Origin of the sequence: Ruegeria sp. HKCCE4148 (assembly GCF_017872495.1) — a bacterium.
Taxonomy (GTDB): domain Bacteria; phylum Pseudomonadota; class Alphaproteobacteria; order Rhodobacterales; family Rhodobacteraceae; genus Ruegeria.
Window position 1 is genome coordinate 752,834 of record NZ_JAEDOS010000001.1, and the last position, 17,388, is coordinate 770,221.

The 17,388-nt window shown below is 58.1% G+C and carries 15 protein-coding genes; 8 read left to right on the forward strand and 7 right to left on the reverse strand.

What is annotated here, in order from left to right; translation table 11 throughout:
- Nucleotides 1–129: 129 nt before the first annotated feature.
- Both I9187_RS03715 and I9187_RS03720 read right to left on the reverse strand, forming a co-directional pair.
- A complete protein-coding gene (locus I9187_RS03715; protein ID WP_171177804.1) occupies nt 130–3,285 on the reverse strand; it encodes a valine--tRNA ligase in 3,156 nt (1,051 codons plus the stop codon).
- Nucleotides 3,286–3,364: 79 nt separating this feature from the next.
- Entirely contained in the window at nt 3,365–4,093 is a 729-nt protein-coding gene (locus I9187_RS03720; protein ID WP_171177795.1) for a dienelactone hydrolase family protein, read from the reverse strand.
- A gap of 112 nt (nt 4,094–4,205) precedes the next feature.
- Here I9187_RS03720 and I9187_RS03725 point away from each other — a divergent pair, with 112 nt between their 5' ends.
- On the forward strand, nt 4,206–6,497 hold the full coding sequence (locus I9187_RS03725; RefSeq protein WP_171727634.1) for a xanthine dehydrogenase family protein molybdopterin-binding subunit: 2,292 nt from the start codon (nt 4,206–4,208) through the stop codon (nt 6,495–6,497).
- Nucleotides 6,475–7,551, forward strand: a complete 1,077-nt coding sequence (locus I9187_RS03730; protein ID WP_171177791.1) for a DUF2235 domain-containing protein — start codon at nt 6,475–6,477, stop codon at nt 7,549–7,551. The genes I9187_RS03725 and I9187_RS03730 overlap by 23 nt, the downstream gene beginning before the upstream one ends.
- 3 nt (nt 7,552–7,554) lie before the next feature.
- On the opposite strand, the gene I9187_RS03735 is transcribed toward I9187_RS03730, so the two are convergent.
- Nucleotides 7,555–8,199 (reverse strand): NUDIX hydrolase, encoded by a 645-nt coding sequence (locus I9187_RS03735; protein ID WP_209509536.1) that lies wholly within the window; start codon nt 8,197–8,199, stop codon nt 7,555–7,557.
- Nucleotides 8,200–8,204: 5 nt separating this feature from the next.
- On the reverse strand, nt 8,205–8,780 hold the full coding sequence (locus I9187_RS03740) for a GcrA family cell cycle regulator (protein WP_171177789.1): 576 nt from the start codon (nt 8,778–8,780) through the stop codon (nt 8,205–8,207).
- Nucleotides 8,781–8,906: 126 nt separating this feature from the next.
- Between I9187_RS03740 and I9187_RS03745 the strand changes: the two genes are divergently transcribed.
- The gene (locus I9187_RS03745; protein ID WP_171177787.1) at nt 8,907–9,710 is read left to right on the forward strand and encodes an ABC transporter permease; all 804 of its coding nucleotides are present in this window, start codon (nt 8,907–8,909) and stop codon (nt 9,708–9,710) included.
- Between the two features lie 33 nt (nt 9,711–9,743).
- Here I9187_RS03745 and I9187_RS03750 read toward each other — a convergent pair whose 3' ends face one another.
- On the reverse strand, nt 9,744–10,625 hold the full coding sequence (locus tag I9187_RS03750) for a DMT family transporter (RefSeq protein WP_171177785.1): 882 nt from the start codon (nt 10,623–10,625) through the stop codon (nt 9,744–9,746).
- A gap of 300 nt (nt 10,626–10,925) precedes the next feature.
- Between I9187_RS03750 and I9187_RS03755 the strand changes: the two genes are divergently transcribed.
- Nucleotides 10,926–12,113 (forward strand): aspartate aminotransferase family protein, encoded by a 1,188-nt coding sequence (locus I9187_RS03755; protein WP_171177783.1) that lies wholly within the window; start codon nt 10,926–10,928, stop codon nt 12,111–12,113.
- A 76-nt stretch (nt 12,114–12,189) separates the two neighbouring features.
- Nucleotides 12,190–13,116, forward strand: a complete 927-nt coding sequence (gene argF / locus I9187_RS03760) for an ornithine carbamoyltransferase (RefSeq protein WP_171177780.1) — start codon at nt 12,190–12,192, stop codon at nt 13,114–13,116.
- Here the strand turns inward: argF and I9187_RS03765 are convergent.
- Nucleotides 13,113–13,697, reverse strand: a complete 585-nt coding sequence (locus tag I9187_RS03765; protein ID WP_245222996.1) for a ferric reductase-like transmembrane domain-containing protein — start codon at nt 13,695–13,697, stop codon at nt 13,113–13,115. The two genes, argF and I9187_RS03765, sit on opposite strands and share 4 nt — an antisense overlap.
- 18 nt (nt 13,698–13,715) lie before the next feature.
- On the reverse strand, nt 13,716–14,204 hold the full coding sequence (locus tag I9187_RS03770; protein ID WP_171177768.1) for a twin-arginine translocation pathway signal: 489 nt from the start codon (nt 14,202–14,204) through the stop codon (nt 13,716–13,718).
- Nucleotides 14,205–14,414: 210 nt separating this feature from the next.
- Here I9187_RS03770 and I9187_RS03775 point away from each other — a divergent pair, with 210 nt between their 5' ends.
- The 3 genes from I9187_RS03775 to I9187_RS03785 all read left to right on the forward strand — a co-directional run bounded on the left by I9187_RS03775 (nt 14,415) and on the right by I9187_RS03785 (nt 17,383).
- Entirely contained in the window at nt 14,415–15,248 is an 834-nt protein-coding gene (locus tag I9187_RS03775; protein ID WP_171177766.1) for a phytanoyl-CoA dioxygenase family protein, read from the forward strand.
- 120 nt (nt 15,249–15,368) lie between these two features.
- A complete protein-coding gene (locus I9187_RS03780; protein WP_171177764.1) occupies nt 15,369–16,331 on the forward strand; it encodes a pirin family protein in 963 nt (320 codons plus the stop codon).
- Between the two features lie 77 nt (nt 16,332–16,408).
- Entirely contained in the window at nt 16,409–17,383 is a 975-nt protein-coding gene (locus I9187_RS03785; protein ID WP_209509539.1) for a 2-dehydropantoate 2-reductase, read from the forward strand.
- Nucleotides 17,384–17,388: the final 5 nt, after the last annotated feature.

Consider the following 17,388-nt stretch of genomic DNA (forward strand, 5'->3'; position numbering starts at 1 on the left):
GTTTTGGTGCTGAATTGCTAGCAACTGCTTGGTGTTGCGAACAAGGGGAAAGCTTTGAACGCAAACAAAAACCTCACCGCCGGTTAGGGCGGTGAGGCTGGGAATTCCGTATTTGGAACGAGAAGAAGATCAGGCGATTTCTGCCAGGCGGGCGAGCGCTTCGTTCAGTTTCGCCTCTTCCTCTTCACGGGCGGCAAGATTGGCTTTGGCTTCTTCGACAACCTCTTCCGGGGCCGAGGCCACGAATTTAGGGTTGTTCAGACGTCCGCGCAGACCGCCGAGTTCCTTGGCCAGTTTGGTTTTGGCTTTTTCCAACCGTTCTTTTTCTGCACCGATGTCGATGATGTCGGCCAGCGGCAGTCCGAAGGAGGCCCCGGGGGCGGCGATAGAGATGGTGCCCTTGGGCAGTTCGTCGGCCTTGGTCAGGCTGTCGATCCGCGCCAGGCGTTTGATAAGAGCCTCGTTTCGGTCCCACGCGGCTTGGCCGTTGGCGTCGATTTCGGTCACCAGCATCGGGACGTAGAGGCCAGCCGGTACTCGCATCTGCGCACGGGCCGAACGGGTGTTTTCGATCACCGAGATCACCCAGTTCATCTCACGATCTGCATCGGCATCCACCAGATCAGCGGTGGAATAATTCGGCCACTCAGCGTGGACAACCATCTTGGTTCGCGCGCCGGTCAGGCCCCACAGCTCTTCGGTGATGAAGGGCATGATCGGGTGCAGCAGGACCATGCACTGATCCAGAACCCATCGCATGGTGGCGCGGGTTTCGGCCTGTGCCTCGGCGTCGTCGCCTTGTAGCAGGGGTTTTGACAGCTCCACATACCAATCGCAGACTTTGCCCCAGACAAAGGCGTAAAGCCCGTTGGCCGCATCGTTGAAACGATAGCTTTCCAGCGCCGCGTCAACCTCTTCGCGCACGCGGGCGGTTTCACCGATGATCCAGCGATTCACGGCGGCTTTAGGCTTCAGATCGGCCACGTCTAGTTGAGGAACGGCGTCGGTGAAGACCTCGTTCATCTCGGCAAAGCGGACGGCATTCCACAGTTTGGTGCCGAAATTCCGATAGCCGGTGATGCGCTCGCGCGACAGTTTCAACACGCCGCCAATCGCGGCCATCGAGGCGTTGGTAAAGCGCAGCGCGTCGGCGCCGAATTCGTCCACGATCTCCAGCGGGTCGATAACGTTGCCGGTGGTCTTCGACATCTTCTTGCCCTTCTCATCGCGGACAAGCTGGTGCAGGTAGACGGTGTGGAACGGGATTTGATCGACTACGGCCAGTTGCATCATCATCATCCGGGCGACCCAGAAGAACAGGATGTCGAAGCCGGTGATCAGAACGTCCGTGGGGAAGTAGCGCTCCAGCTCATCGGTCTGTTCGGGCCAGCCCAGCGTGCCGATGGGCCAGAGGCCGGAGGAGAACCAGGTATCGAGGACGTCGGGGTCGCGCCAAACAGGGTAGACCAGCTTGGTTGGATCCTGGTCGACCGCATATTGAGCCAGGCTTTCCGCAAATTGATGGATGGCTTCCTGCTTGTCAGCGACTTCGATAACCGTCGCGTGACTCAGCGGACTGGGAATGTTTGCGTTGTCGTCGAGGAATTTCTCCGTCACAGCCTCAAGGCTTGCTGCGCACTCCATGACGTTGCCGCGGTGCAGCATGCCGCCTTCGTTCAGCAAACGGCCCAGTTCGACGAGATCAAGGTCGCCATCGTTTTCGTCGTCCTCGAAGTTCTCAGCCGAGAGATCAAGGCCATACCAAACCGGAATCTGATGCCCCCACCACAGTTGGCGTGAGATGCACCAAGGCTCGATGTTTTCCAGCCAGTGGTAATAGGTCTTCTCGCCCGATTCAGGAATGATCTTGACCGTGCCGTCCTTGACCGCATCCAGCGCGGGGCCGACGACCTTGGCGGCGTCGACGAACCACTGGTCGGTGAACATCGGCTCAATGACCACTTTCGAGCGGTCGCCGAAGGGCTGCATGATCGGTTTGCTCTCGACCAGCGGGACCAACGCCGCCGGGTCGTCATCCTCGCCCAGTTTGGTGCCCAGACGCGGGTCATCCGCGCGAGTCATCACGGCCAGGCCGTCAGCGGTGATCTCTTCCACCACCTTCGCCCGAGCCTCGAACCTATCAAGCCCTCGCAGGTGATCGGGGATCAGGTTGATCGCATCGATCTCGTTTTCGGTGAATGCTTTGCCGCGCGCGTATTCCTGCGCCTTGTCGGCCTCTTCGGCGTAAGGCGCGCCATCGGCTCGCATCGCGCCTTTGGTGTCCATCAGGCGGTACATCGGAATGCCGCCGCGCTTGGCGACCATGTTGTCGTTGAAGTCATGCGCACCGGTGATCTTTACCGCGCCCGAGCCGAAATCGGGATCGGGGTAGTCATCAGTAATGATCGGGATCTGGCGGCGATGCTCTTTCGGCCCAACCGGGATTTCGCAAAGTTTCCCGATGATTGGCGCGTAACGCTCATCCGAGGGATGGACCGCAACTGCGCCGTCGCCCAGCATGGTTTCGGGGCGGGTCGTGGCAATGGAAATATAATCCCGCTCCTCGCGGAAGATCACATTCCCATCTTCGTCTTTTTCCAGATACTCATATGTCTCGCCACCGGCCAAGGGGTATTTGAAGTGCCACATATGACCGGCGACCTCAATATTTTCGACCTCAAGGTCCGAGATTGCCGTCTCGAAATGCGGGTCCCAATTGACCAGACGCTTGCCGCGATAGATCAGACCTTTTTCGTACATATCGACGAAGACCTTGATCACGGCGTCGTGGAAGTTGGCCGAGTTCTCATGCCCGGTGCGTGGATCACCTGCAGCACCGGCCATGGTGAAGGCGTTCCGCGACCAGTCACACGATGACCCCAGACGCTTCAGCTGTTCGATGATTGTACCGCCATACTCGCCCTTCCATTCCCAGACTTTTTCCAGGAACTTCTCACGGCCCAACTCGCGCCGACCGGGCTGCTGCGTGTTGGCCAGCATCTTCTCGACCTGCATCTGCGTGGCGATGCCCGCGTGGTCCTGACCGGGTTGCCACAGCGTGTCGAACCCGCGCATCCGGTGCCAGCGGATCAGGATGTCCTGCAACGTGTTGTTGAACGCATGACCCACATGCAACGCACCCGTGACGTTGGGCGGCGGGATCATGATGGTAAAGCTCTCGTCGCGCGATTTGTTCGCGCCTGCCTTGAAGGCTCCGGCCTGTTCCCAGGCTTCATAGATGCGGGCCTCGGCCTCGGCCGCGTTGAATGTCTTTTCCATCGCCATGGGGTGCGTCCTGCGTCAACAAATTCGGGTCAGCGCCTGCAATAGCGAATGGAGGCAGGAAGGGGAAGGCCTTGCGCGCTTAGCTCATGCCAAAGCGGGCTTTGAAGTAGGCGTCCACGCGCTGATAGGCAGGTTCGTGGAAATCCAGCGTCAGCAGCGAGTGATCCCTGCCAGGATATTCCACTGTCTCCAACAGATCGCCGAAAGCCCGCTCCAACGCGTGCATCAGTTTCTTAGGTGCCAGTTTGTCTTTGGAATACCGCATCGCCAGCCCGGGCCCCTTCGCGGCCATGCCTGCCGACGCTGCGCCGATATCCTGCGTGCTCATGTGAAGATGCTTACCACCAAATATTGGCAAAGCAGGTTGACTGGCGACCCCACCAACAACGGCGTCTTCGGCCATCAAAGTCAGGGCAAAACTGCCTGTCAGGCACATACCGATGACACCTACACCGGCGCTACCTTCGCGCTGTTTGATCTCATGAGTTAGGGCACGCATCCACCCTGCGATGGGGCTTTGTTTGCCTCTGGCGAAGATGTTGAACTCTTTCCGAACGCAAAATAGACGGGCGGTGTTTTTGGCCATCTCGACCTTGCCGTAGGTGCCGAACAGATGTGGCAGGTAGACACGAAAACCGGATGCGTTCAGCTTTGCTGCCAGCGCCAAAGTCTCTGGTCCGATTCCGGGCAACTCCTGAAGGATCAGGATCGGTGGCCCCTCTCCGCCGACATAGACGTCATGTGTCACGCTCTGACCGCCAGTTAGCGGAGCGGAAAAAGGAAAAACGGTGTCGTGGGTCCAGGTCATGACCAAACCTACTCCAACATCTGGCAGGCACAAACGAATTTCCGTGAGCTCCGCTGGACATCGTCGGGGCACGGGCTAGGCTCGGCCGCAAGATCCATAAGGAGGACCGTCCATGGAAAAATTCGGCAGGAGCCAACCCGTAAAGCGGACCGAAGATCAGCGGTTCCTGACTGGGCAGGGGCGTTACATGGATGATGCCGTGCCTGAAAAAGCGCTGTTTGCTGCCTTTTTCCGCAGCCCGGTGGCCCATGGGGAAATTACAAGTTTAGATCTTGAGGATGCGCGCTCTGCCGAAGGTGTGCGACTGGTGATGACGTTGGATGATCTGGCAGCTTCGGGCATTGACACGGTGCTAAACGCCGCCGTTTTACAAAACCGCGATGGATCGAAGGCTGCGGCTCCGGAGCGGCACATGCTGGCCAAGGACCGCGTGCGCTTTGTCGGCGAGCCGGTGGCGGTTGTTATCGCGGACACGCTGACACAGGCGCAGGACGCGGTTGAGTTGATCTGGATGGACACGGAAGAGCGCCCTGCCAAGCTGGACGTGAAGGCAGGCGGTGAGATTCTGCACCCAGAAACCCCCGACAACCGGGCCTTTGATTGGGGGCTGGGTGACGAAGCCGCCACCGAGGCCGCTTTTCAGGACGCGGCTCATACCGTGTCGCTGAACGTGGAGGACAACCGAGTCATCATCAGCTCGTTGGAACCACGCGGATGTCAGGCCGATTGGTCCGATGGTCGTCTGCATTTTTCTTACGGCGGGCAGGGCGTCTGGGCGATGAAGGCGCAACTGGTTCAAAAGCTGAAGCTTGATGCTGAGGATATCCGGGTCACCACGCCGGATGTGGGCGGCGGATTCGGCATGAAAGTGATGCCATATCCTGAATATTTCTGCGTCGCTGTCGCTGCGATGAAGTTGGGCCAACCGGTGCACTGGATGTCGGACAGGTCCGAGGCGATGCTGTCCGATCACCATGGCCGCGATCTGCACTCGTTGGCTGAACTGGCCTTTGATGCTGATCACAAGATCACGGCCTACCGTGTCCACAGCAAGGTCAATCTTGGTGCCTACAACAGCCATTTCGGGCAGGCAATTCAGACAAGCCTGTTCAGCAAGGTGCTGATGGGCGTCTATGACGTGCAAACTACCTACCTGCGGGTCGAGGGGTTCTATACCAATACAACGCAGGTCGATGCGTATCGCGGTGCGGGCCGCCCCGAGGCGATCTATGTGCTGGAACGTGCGATGGACCGTGCAGCACGCGAGCTGGGGGTTGATCCGTGGGAGCTGCGGCGCAAGAACTTTATCCACCCCAACGATTTTCCTTATACCTCGGCCACTGGCGAAACCTATGATGTCGGCGATTTCGACATGATCCTCAGCCGCGCAGCCAGCCAGACCATCGGCTTTGAGGCCCGCAAAACGGCGGATGCCGAGCGCGGCCTGATCAGGGGGCAGGGCCTATGTTACTATATCGAAAGCATTTTGGGTGACCCTTCCGAGAACTCAAAGGTCGAGTTTTGCGAGGATGGTTCGGTGAACCTTTATGTAGGCACTCAGTCGAACGGACAGGGGCATGAGACGGTTTATGCCCATTTCTTGTCCGATCAGACCGGCATTCCCATGGACAAGATCTCTGTCATTCAGGGCGATACCGACAGGTTAGCTCATGGCGGCGGCACGGGTGGCTCGCGTTCGGTCACAGTGCAAAGCACGGCGACTCTGGCGACCATCGACCAGATGATCGCCGCATTCACGCCTTATCTTGCCGATAAGATGGGGGTCGAGGAAAACGATGTGAGTTTTGACCACGAGACATTCCGCGCGCCGGGGTCCAACCTGACGCCAACCCTGACCGAGGCGGCCGAGATGGCGCGCATCGACGGGCGTATGGATTTGCTACAGCATGAAGCCCGCGCCAACCTGGATGCCCGAAGCTATCCCAATGGCGCGCATGTTGCCGAAGTCGTGATCGATTCTTACACCGGGGAAACGTGGGTTGATCGCTATACGGTCGTTGATGATTTTGGTAATCTTATCAATCCGATGTTGGCCGAAGGGCAGGTTCATGGCGGGGTGGTTCAGGGCATCGGACAGGCGCTGAGCGAGCGTGTTGTGCACGATGTACACGGGCAGCTGCTCACGGCTTCGTTTATGGATTACGCCTTGCCCCGTGCCGCTGACATACCCATGATTAAGTTTACCTCGGTGCCGGTTCCGTCAACCTCAAACCCGATGGGCATGAAAGGGTGCGGCGAGGCCGGTACAGTGGGCGCGCTGGCCGCGGTGGCAAACGCGGTTCAGGATGCGCTCTGGGATCACGGGGTGCGGCAGGCGGATATGCCTTTCACACCTCAAAGAGTATGGGAATTGCTGACGCATGAATCTGTCGCGGCTGAGTAGAAAGGTTCTGGGATGGCTCGGACGGCCCCTGCGGTCCGAACATTCTGCCGAGGTTCTTCACCGCGAACCGCTCAGCCATGTCATCATCCTCGACGGTACCATGTCGACGCTCGAACCGGGGTTCGAGACCCATGCGGGGCAAACCTTGCGGCTGTGTTGCGAAATGGGCAACAAGGTTTCGGTTTTTTATGAGGCGGGCGTGCAGTGGGAAAGCTGGAAGTCCTCGCTTGATGTGATGATGGGGCGGGGTATCAACCGCCAGATCCGCCGTTCCTATGGCTATCTTGCCTCACGCTACAAACCTGGGGACCGTATCTATTTCATCGGCTATTCGCGTGGAGCTTATGGCGTGCGCAGTCTGGCCGGAGTGATCGACATGATCGGTTTGCTCAAGGCTGAACACGCGACCGAGCGCAACATCCAGCAAGCCTATCGCCACTATGAATGCAATCCCAGTGGCACCGCCGCGCGCGATTTTCGCCGCAAGTTCTGCCACGACGGGGTTGAGATCGAGATGATTGGGGTCTGGGACACCGTCAAGGCGTTGGGTTTGCGGCTGCCGCTGTTGTGGCGCTGGGCCGAAGAGCGCCACGCCTTTCACAACCATCAACTGGGCCCTTCCACCCGCCACGGCTATCACGCGATGGCGTTGGACGAGACACGCGAGGTTTTCGACCCGGTGCTTTGGAAATGCACGCCTGAGTTCAAGGGTCACGTAGAACAGGTCTGGTTCCGCGGAACTCATGGCGATGTCGGCGGGCAGTTGAACGGGTACGAAGAGGCGCGACCGCTCAGCAACATCTCTTTGATCTGGATGCTGGACAAGGCCGAGATGCACGGGCTGCCGCTGCCTGAGGGCTGGCGCGATCGCTTCCCCATTGATCCACATGCGCGTTCGGTGGGCACGTGGCGCGGTTGGGGCAAGATTTTCCTTCTGCGCAAACACCGCAAAGTAGGCCGCGACCAATCCGAGCGTCTGCACGTCTCGGTTTCACCAGACGAACTGCCCAGTTGGGTGGCGATGCCGAACCTGCCGTCACATCCTGCGCAGTAGGGATTAGTCAAAAAGCACTGTTGCAGACGAGTTGGATAGCGTTTCAAATGCTTCTGCAATGTCTCGTTCGATGTTTCGCGCTAGGGATAAGTCAGGCAGCTGAGACATTGGGAAAAACCCGACCGCGCTGGTTTCGCTTCCCGTCTTAGGGTCGTCCTGTCCTACCTCATCGCATAAAAAGAACAGCTTATAGAAATCACGCGCATCTGCCGGGTAAGGGTGTCGCGCCTTATGGCGCAAGGCGTACAGGTTTCGTGCCTGAACCCGAAGCCCTGCTTCTTCCCAGACCTCACGCTCGATGTTTTCCGCCGGAGAGCTGCCGATATCGGCAAAGCCGCCGGGCATCGACCACCGACCGTCACTACGTTCGCGCACCAGAAGGATGTGGTCATCCCGGATCACCGCGCCGCGAATGTCGATACTAGGGGTTGCATAGCCGCCCGCATGGTCTGTGATCAGCCCTTCTATCCGCGAAATCGGCACCTGACCGAGATCAGCCAGCATGGCGCGGGCCATGGCGGCGATCTCGTCGTAACGTTCCCTGTCAAAAGGGTCTTTGGTGAAATGCTGGCCGGTTTCAGACAGGGCCAGCAGGCGCTTTGCACGGGCTAGCCAGGTATCCTCCATTGCTGTCGGATCCTGGCGCATCTGTGTCACCGGCGTCGGTCGCGGCGCGCGCTCATGGGTTGGAAGGCCACGCCCACATGCGCTTCGCAATAGGGTTTGCCTGCTTCAACTGGCAGACCACAGAACCAGAAATCCTCGGTCGCGGGGTCGCCCACAGGCCATTTGCAGGTCTTCTCGGTCAGTTCCATAAGCGTCAGCTTCTTGGCCTTCTTTTCGACCTCGTTGACCTTGGCCAGCGCCTCGGGGCTGATCTCATTGGCCGACGGTTGAGGAGGCAATGGTTGACCGGCCGGGATGATCTGACGACGTGCCGGTACGGCAGGTTTCGCCTCGGCGGCAGGGGCAGGGGCCGGGCGCGCCGGTTCAGTCTTTGGTGCAGGTTTAGGCCTGGCCTCGGCCTTGGGTGCGGGGGCCGGTTTTTCCTTAGGCTCGGATTTGGCAGGGGACGCGCCCGCTGTCCTGTTGGACAGGCCTAGGCGATGCACTTTGCCGATCACCGCGTTGCGGGTCACGCCGCCCAGTTCCTTGGCAATCTGGCTGGCCGACTGGCCTTCGCCCCACATCTTCTTCAGCAGTTCTACGCGCTCGTCTGTCCAGGACATCGTTAGCCTTTCAAAAGCGGAAAGCGGCCCCGGATTCGGGCCGCCTTGGGAAATCGTCTCAGCCCCCTATTCTAAACACTGCAGCCCGAGTTACAAGCTGTCTTCGAATCAGGTTTGGGGCAAATCATGCAGAATTCCGCAGATCAGACCGCGCGCCGCTTTGGAGCCGTCAACTGGATGGGCCTTTACACGCTGGCGCAGCGTGAAACTTTGCGCTTTCTGGCGGTTTGGACCCAGACCATTCTGGCACCGCTTGTGACGGCCGGGTTGTTTCTGCTGATTTTTAATATTGCTATCGGCCCCAGCCGACCGGATGTCATGGGCGTGCCGTTTCTGGTCTTTCTGGCACCGGGGATCATGATGATGACCGTGATCCAGAATGCCTTTGCAAACACCTCGTCTTCGATGGTCATTTCCAAGGTGCAGGGCAATATCGTGGATACCCTGATGCCACCTCTGTCGCCGCTTGAGATCTTGCTTGGCTATCTGGCGGGTGGAATTGCCCGAGGCATCCTGATTGCATGCGTCGTCGCTGTTGCACTGGCCCTGGTTCTTGGCATCGTGCCACAGAACATCATTATCGCGATGATCTTCGTCGTTCTGGGCGGGGCTTTCATGGGCGCGCTTGGTTTGTTTGCCGGGATTTTTGCAAACAAATTCGACCAGATGGCGGCCATTACCAATTTCATCGTTACACCGCTGGCCTTCCTGTCGGGGACATTTTACTCGGTTCAGGCGCTGCCACCTGTGCTGAACCGTCTGACCCACTTGAACCCCGTCTTCTATCTGATCGACGGGTTGCGTTATGGCATGATCGGAGTCTCAGACAGCTCACCCTGGGTGGGTATGGTGGTTTGTACCTTTGCAACCCTTTTGATCGGAGTGATCACCTGGCACATGCTGCGCACGGGGTACAGATTGAAGGCTTGAACAGAACCCCCCGTGTAAACTGTCTTTTACCGTTCATTTTTGGCGCCTAACCGCTTCGCGCCAAACCAGAATCAACCCTCCGGTCAGAATGGTTAAAGACCCGATCAGGCTGATCCGGTCCGGGATCACATCGAATACCAAAAAGTCATAGAACGCTGCATAAACCAGCGTGGCATAGCTGATCGGCGCCACAAAAGAGGCATCCGCCCGGGCCATGCCGTTGACGAAACAGGCTTGCGCACAGGCCATCAAAGCACCGATTCCAGCCAATGCTGCCCATTGTTCCGATGTTGGCGCCTGCCACACCGCAATCACCGCGACAGAGGCAATTACCAATCCCATCGCGTTGTTCACCAGCAAAATCTGGATTGGAATTTCGCGGCCAGACAGCTTTTTGATGAAAATCAGCTCCATTCCGATCACGGCGGCCGCGGTCAAGGCTAACAAGGCAGCAGGTTGAAAGCTGGCAGGGGTCGGGCGTAACAGAATCAATGCACCTACAAGGGCGACCGCTGCGGCCAGCCAACGCCAGGGACCGACCCCCTCTTTCAGAAGCGGGATCGCCAAAACCATGGCGAAGACCGGATTCAAGAAGGAAATCGCGGTGGCATCTGCAATCGGGATATACGCGACCGATGCGAACATAAGCGTAATTCCCAACCATCCAAAGCTGGAGCGCCCGATATGCAATCCCCAATGCGGGCGTTTGAGCTGTGGACGCAATATCGCGACCGCACTGATGATCACCAGAAAAGCAAACAAAAAACGTCCATGGCTGATCTGCATAGGGTGCAGCGGCGGGCCCAACGCATCCGTCCCAAGCGCCTTTGCCAGCAGTGTTGTGCCAGCCAACAGAGCGCTGGCGGCAAAGATCAACAGGGCTGCAAGGGCGGGGTCTTGGCGTGCAGGCGTCATGTCTCAGCGGTGCGGCAGATAGGCGCGAAAGACAAGAAGGAAATCCTGTTTCGAGCACCGCGTGGCGATAATTATCGACGATTCATTTAGAGGGTTCCCAGATCGAGCTTACGCCGCTATACGACCAGCATGATCAAAACCGCACATATCCTGCGACTCCGACGCCGACGCCTGACCGCGTAACCGGCCCTTTTGATCTATTGCGTGTTCAAAATCCGCGCAAATCCCACCAAATATGTTGACGACCAAGGCTCTGGTGTATCACTCACAGGGCTCAAGCAATTCGAAAAGGATGATCCGATGATCCCGTCCGTTCTGCCGACCTATAATCGCGCGCCCCTGACATTTGTGAAGGGCGAAGGCGCCTGGCTGACCGAGGCGGATGGCCGACGTTTTCTGGACTTGGGCGCCGGGATCGCAGTCAACGCGCTGGGCCACGCCCATCCTGCGCTGGTGGCCGCTCTGACCGAACAGGCTCATGCTCTGTGGCATGTCTCGAACCTTTATAACATCCCACAGCAGCAGGCGCTGGCGGACAAGTTGGTGGAACACACCTTTGCCGACACGGTTTTCTTCACCAACTCCGGTACGGAATCTTGCGAGCTGGCTGTGAAAATGGCCCGCAAATACTTCTATGACAAAGGTCAGCCCGAGCGGGTTGAAATCATCACCTTCGACGGCTCATTTCATGGACGTTCGTCGGCAGGTATTGCCGCGGCCGGATCGGAAAAAATGACCAAAGGCTTCGGTCCGCTTTTGCCGGGATTTGTACACCTGACCTTTGGGGACCTTGATGGCGTTACCAACGCGATTACCGAGCGCACCGCCGCGGTCATGATCGAGCCGGTACAGGGGGAAGGCGGCATCCGCCCCGTGCCTGATGCTGAGTTAAAGGCGCTGCGCCAGATCTGTGACAAAAATGGCCTGCTTCTGATCCTTGACGAAGTGCAATGTGGCGTTGGCCGCACCGGCAAACTCTTCGCCCATGAATGGGCGGGCATTACTCCGGATATCATGATGGTTGCCAAGGGCATTGGCGGTGGTTTCCCTCTGGGCGCTGTACTGGCCACCGAAGACGCTGCCAGCGGAATGACCGCTGGCACCCATGGCTCGACCTATGGCGGCAACCCTTTGGGTTGCGCTGTCGGCTGCGCAGTGATTGACCAGGTCGCAACACCCGCTTTTCTGGAAGGAGTCAATCGCAAGGCGGGTCTGTTGCGGCAGAAACTCGAAGGTCTGGTCGCAGATCACCCCGACGTTTTCGAAGAGGTGCGTGGCTCAGGTCTCATGCTGGGTCTCAAATGCAAGACGTCCAATATCGATATGGTCAATGCGGGCTATGAAAACGAGGTCATTACGGTCCCCGCCGCCGACAACGTCATCCGCTTGCTGCCGCCGCTGACGCTGTCCGAGGACGACATCGCCCAAGCCCTGATCCGCCTGGCCAAGGCGGCAACACAGGTCAACTCACAACTCACCAGCGCCTGACCTTTCTTCTTGTTCCAAATACGGCGGGGGTGTGGGGGCTGGCCCCCACGCACCGCTCAGCCAAAAGCGAAACGACATGAACCACTTTCTCGATATCCATAAAACCGACGCCAACGACCTGCGGGCCATGATTGATCAGGCGGGCGCAATGAAGCGGGCCCGCCTGGGTCGCCCCAAGGCAGCACTTGATGAGGCACAACCGCTCAAAGATCGTATGGTTGCGCTGATCTTTGAAAAGCCTTCAACCCGGACGCGCGTGTCCTTTGACGTGGGTGTGCGCCAGATGGGCGGACAGACCATGGTACTTTCGGGTAAAGACATGCAGCTGGGGCATGGCGAGACAATTGCCGATACCGCGCGCGTCCTGTCCCGCTATGTCGACATGATCATGATCCGGACCTTTGATGAAACCATCCTGACTGAGATGGCGGAATATTCGGATGTACCGGTGATCAACGGCCTGACCGACCGGACTCATCCCTGCCAGATCATGGCCGACGTGCTGACGTTCGAAGAACATCGCGGCCCCATCGCAGGAAAAAAAGTGGTCTGGACCGGAGATGGGAATAACGTCTGCGCGTCGTTCCTGCACGCGGCGGGCCAGTTCGGGTTCGATCTGACATTCACAGGTCCGGCGCAATTTGATCCCGAGGAAGAGTTTATGGGCTTTGCGCGCCAGAAAGGCTCGCAAATCGTGGTGGAACGCGACCCGTTCAAAGCCGTTGAAGGAGCGGACCTGGTGGTCGCGGACACCTGGGTTTCCATGCATGATTCCCAATCGGCCAAAGAACGCCGCCACAATCTGCTGCGCCCCTATCAGGTCAACACGGAACTTATGTCACACGCCAAACCAGATGCGTTGTTTATGCACTGCCTGCCCGCGCACCGTGAGGAAGAGGCAACGTCCGAGGTGATGGATGGTCCGAACTCGGTCATTTTTGACGAGGCCGAAAACCGCCTGCACGCGCAAAAAGCTGTCATGCGTTGGTGCCTGGGCGTTTAGGCTCGTCGGCGGATATCCCAAACCTTTAGCTTGGCGAGCGTCCGTGCGCTCGCCAATAGAACCAGAACGCATAACGTGGTCTTGGTCATGGTTTCCATCGTTCCCTCGATCAGCATCGCGTGAACAACACTGCCGATAATCGTCACCATTGCTAGACCGGTATGGCTAAGCCGCCAAAGGCGAAACCGCAGGTTCAAACGTTGGCGCATGACACCCAACAGAGCCGCTGCAAAAGCTGACCACATCGCGATGACACCCCAATTCGAAAACGGGGTGGCTGAAACAAAAAGCAAGGCGTCGACTACGTCTGGCGGGCTGGTGATCCATAGACCTCCCACATGGATCAATATGGCCACGATCAGTGCCAGACCACACCGCCTGTGCCAATGGCGGCTGGACACAGGGGAAAGTCCAGGCAACCAGCGCCCGGCCAGCAGCGGTTGCAGCAGCAAAAGGCACATTCCGATAATGCCCGCAAATCCGGCGAGAATGTAGATCGGATCACGCCACGCCAGATAAGGGCTATAGGCCGCTGCGATGATCGGGATAGCAAGCGCGGCACTTAACAGCACCCAGATCAAACTGCGCCTCAACACTTCTTAAAGCGGCTGCAATACAAAATGCGCGGCTAGCGTCAAGTCATCTGCACTCGACATCACGGGGCGCAGGAAAACGGTCTCGAACTCCCCGCTGTCATAGGCCAAATGCCCGTGAGGTTGACCGAAGGCGGGCACGATCTGCGGCATCTCCAGCCGAAACTCACCCTTCGCATCCGTCAACGTCGCGCCATGGCTGTGCGGATCGCGCTCGTGCCCCTCGGTCGTGTGCGCCCAGATCTGAATGCGTTGGCCGGGCAGGGGGGCTCCATCGCCTGCACGCCGCACTGTGCCGGTCATCCAGAACCCACCGCCACCGATCTGGTTCACGATAGGTGCTCCGGGACGGTAATTGTTCGATCCGCCCCGCATCGATGGCGTTGGTGCAAGCCCGCTCGCACGTGCTGGTAACAAAAGCCCCGAGGCCCCAGTTGCCACAACAGCGGCAGCTTGGGTAATCAGTGAACGACGGGAGAGCAAAGCGTCAGCCATTGAGAAACCTCCAATCCGCGACCCTTTACGGTCCGACAACGATACTCAAGATAGCATGGTTCCGATGGATTCCGAGGTGCACCGGATCATAAAATCCTACTCTCACGGTTCTGTGAGACGGACAGGGGCAGCGGCACCGAATCTCTTTGACGTTTCGTTTTACAAGGTGCGATGTTTGTATTCACCGTGTCTGAAACGAAAGGTCGTGCCATGACACAAGTGGATAAAGTCTCAGCCGAGGACATAGCTGCCTTCCGGCGCAACGGTGCTGTTGTCCTTCGGTCAAAGTTTTCGCACGACTGGTTGTCGTTATTGCGCGAAGGCATCGACGCCGACCTTGAAAATCCGACCGACAATTTCACACGCCATACCAAGGACCCAAGCGCTCCCGGCTATTTCGAGGATTACTGGGCCTGGAACAAAATTCCCCAATTTACCGAATTCGTTCATCACTCTCCCTGTGCACCACTTGCTGCTGAACTGCTTGGGGCTCCGTCTGTCAATCTTGTCATGGACAACTGGTTCTTGCGCGAAGCGGGATCAACCTCGCGCCCACCTTTTCATCAGGATCTGTCCTACTTCGATTTTGAGGGCACAATGTGCGTGCTGTGGCTGCCGCTGGAGCAGGTGACGAAGGAAAACGGTATCGCCTTCGTCAAGGGATCACACCTCTGGAACAAGCTTTTCATGCGGGTGCGCTTTGCTGATGGGCATCCGAGTTATGAACCGACTGAAGTTGCCGGGCAAACCTATCACCCGCCACCTGATGTAAACGCGGACCCCGAAGCGTATGACCTGTTGCAATGGGATCTGGAGCTTGGGGACTGTATCTTTTTCGATATGCGAACGTTACATGGCGGGCTATCCGCGACGACCCCGTCGGAAACGGTCCGCCGTTTCACCCTTCGCATGACTGCACCAGATGGAGTCATCCGATACCGCGGCGACTGGGCCGAAGACGAGCGCGCGCAGTTCGAATCCGCGGGTTATGGCGAAGGCGATAAGATCGACGGCCCCTTTTTCCCCCGCTTATGGCCCCGCTAAGCGGGGGGGCAATGCACCCAATCTGTGCGTTTGCGCACTTTATTGGGCGGAATAAGCGTCTATCTCTTGTTTGAGCGAACGATGGATGGCTTTGCCATCTGCAACCAAGGGAGTGCTGAAATGAGTTGGAATCCGACCCATAATCCTGATTGCGTCTCGGAAAACCCGGCGCTGGACACGCTGATCATCCCGCGTGCCCGCGATCTGGGCGGGTTCGAAGTGCGCCGCGCATTGCCTTCAGTGAAACGACAATTGGTTGGCCCGTTCATCTTTTTCGATCAGATGGGTCCGGCCGAATTCATCACCGAAGGCGGTATCGACGTGCGCCCCCATCCGCATATCGGACTGGGCACAGTGACCTATCTGTATCAGGGCGAGTTCGAGCACCGCGACAGCCTTGGAACCCATCAGATGATCTATCCGGGTGAGGTCAATTGGATGGTCGCGGGGCGAGGTGTTACACATTCCGAACGCACAAGCGACGAAACGCGTGGTAAAAAGCATAGTCTTTTTGGAATCCAGACGTGGATCGCCTTGCCCGAAGCGCATGAGGATATGGCCCCTGATTTCGAACATCATAAACAGGCCGCGCTGCCGCATCTTCAGGACGCGGGTGCTAGCGCCCGGTTGATTCTGGGCTCGGCCTATGGCGAAACCAGTCCGGTGACTATGTTGTCCGAAACCTTCTATCTGGACGTGCAGCTTGAACCCGGTGCCTCGTTCCCGCTGCCCGATGATCAAGAGGATCGCGGCGTTTATGTCACTCAAGGCTCGGTCGAGATCGCAGGCGACACGTTTGACGAAGGCCGTATGATGGTTTTCCGCCCCGGCGACAAGCTGTCGGTCAAAGCGGGCCCCTTGGGTGCGCGGCTGATGCTGCTGGGCGGCGCGACGCTGAACGAGGACCGGTATATCTGGTGGAACTTCGTTTCCTCTTCGAAAGAAAAGATCGAAACCGCAACGCGTGAGTGGAAAAGCGCCGATTGGGCCAATGGTGCGTTCCATTTGCCACCGGGTGACGATCAGGAGTTTATCCCTATTTCTGAAGAGCTTGAACGTACCAAACCTCGGTTGGCACGTTGACAAGCGCCCCGAAAAGCGGCGGGGTTGTGTAACAGGTCGTTTGCGGTGATCCTTTCAGGTATTTCTGAGGGGGCATTATGAAACTCGTCATTGCAGGTGCGGGCAGCATTGGGTGTTATTGCGGAGCATTACTGGCCCGAGCGGGCCATTCCGTCACCCTGCTGGGCCGCGCCCGTGTGCTGGACCCGATCCGCCAACACGGGCTGACTGTTACGGATTTCGATGGGCTTAATTACACAGCATCAGCCAATTCCCTAGACCTCAGCCAAGATCCAGCTTGTTTGGCTCATGCAGAATTGGTCATCGTCACTGTCAAATCGGGTGCCACTGCGGATATGGCCGAACAGATCGCCGCTGAGGCACCGTCGGACGCGCCGATTCTGTCCTGGCAGAACGGGATCGAAAACGCTGCGACCTTGCGTGCTGCCTTGCCGGGGCGAGATGTCCGTGCCGGAATGGTGCCCTTTAACGTGGTGCCTAGTGGGCCTGCGACCTATCACCGGGCCACCTCGGGCGAAGTCGTCATCGAAAATGGGCCCGGAGATCTGGCCGAGCGTCTCAGCAGCCCGGATCTGCCTGTTTTGGCGAGTGATCAGATCGAGGCCGTGCAATGGGGCAAACTGTTGATCAATCTGAATAACGCGCTGAATGCACTGTCGGGTTTGACGATCGTGGATCAACTGAAAAGCCGCGACTGGCGTTTACTTGTTGCGGATCAGATGGCCGAGGCGCTTTTGGTTCTCAAGGCGGCGGGGCACCCAGTGGCATCGACCACGCCGCTTCCGGTTTGGATGACCCCGCATATCCTGCGGCTGCCGACTCCGCTGTTTACCCGCGTCGCCGCCCGGATGCTGACGATTGATCCCAGTGCCCGGACGTCTATGGCCTATGATCTGATGGCTGAACGACAAACGGAAATCGACAGTTTGCAAGGCCACATAATACGGTTGGGCCATGAAGCCGGGGTGCCGACGCCCATCTGCATACAAGTGTCCGACCTGATCAAACACGCGCCTGATCACCCGCTGACCCCGGATCAGATCAGGTTGTAAGACCC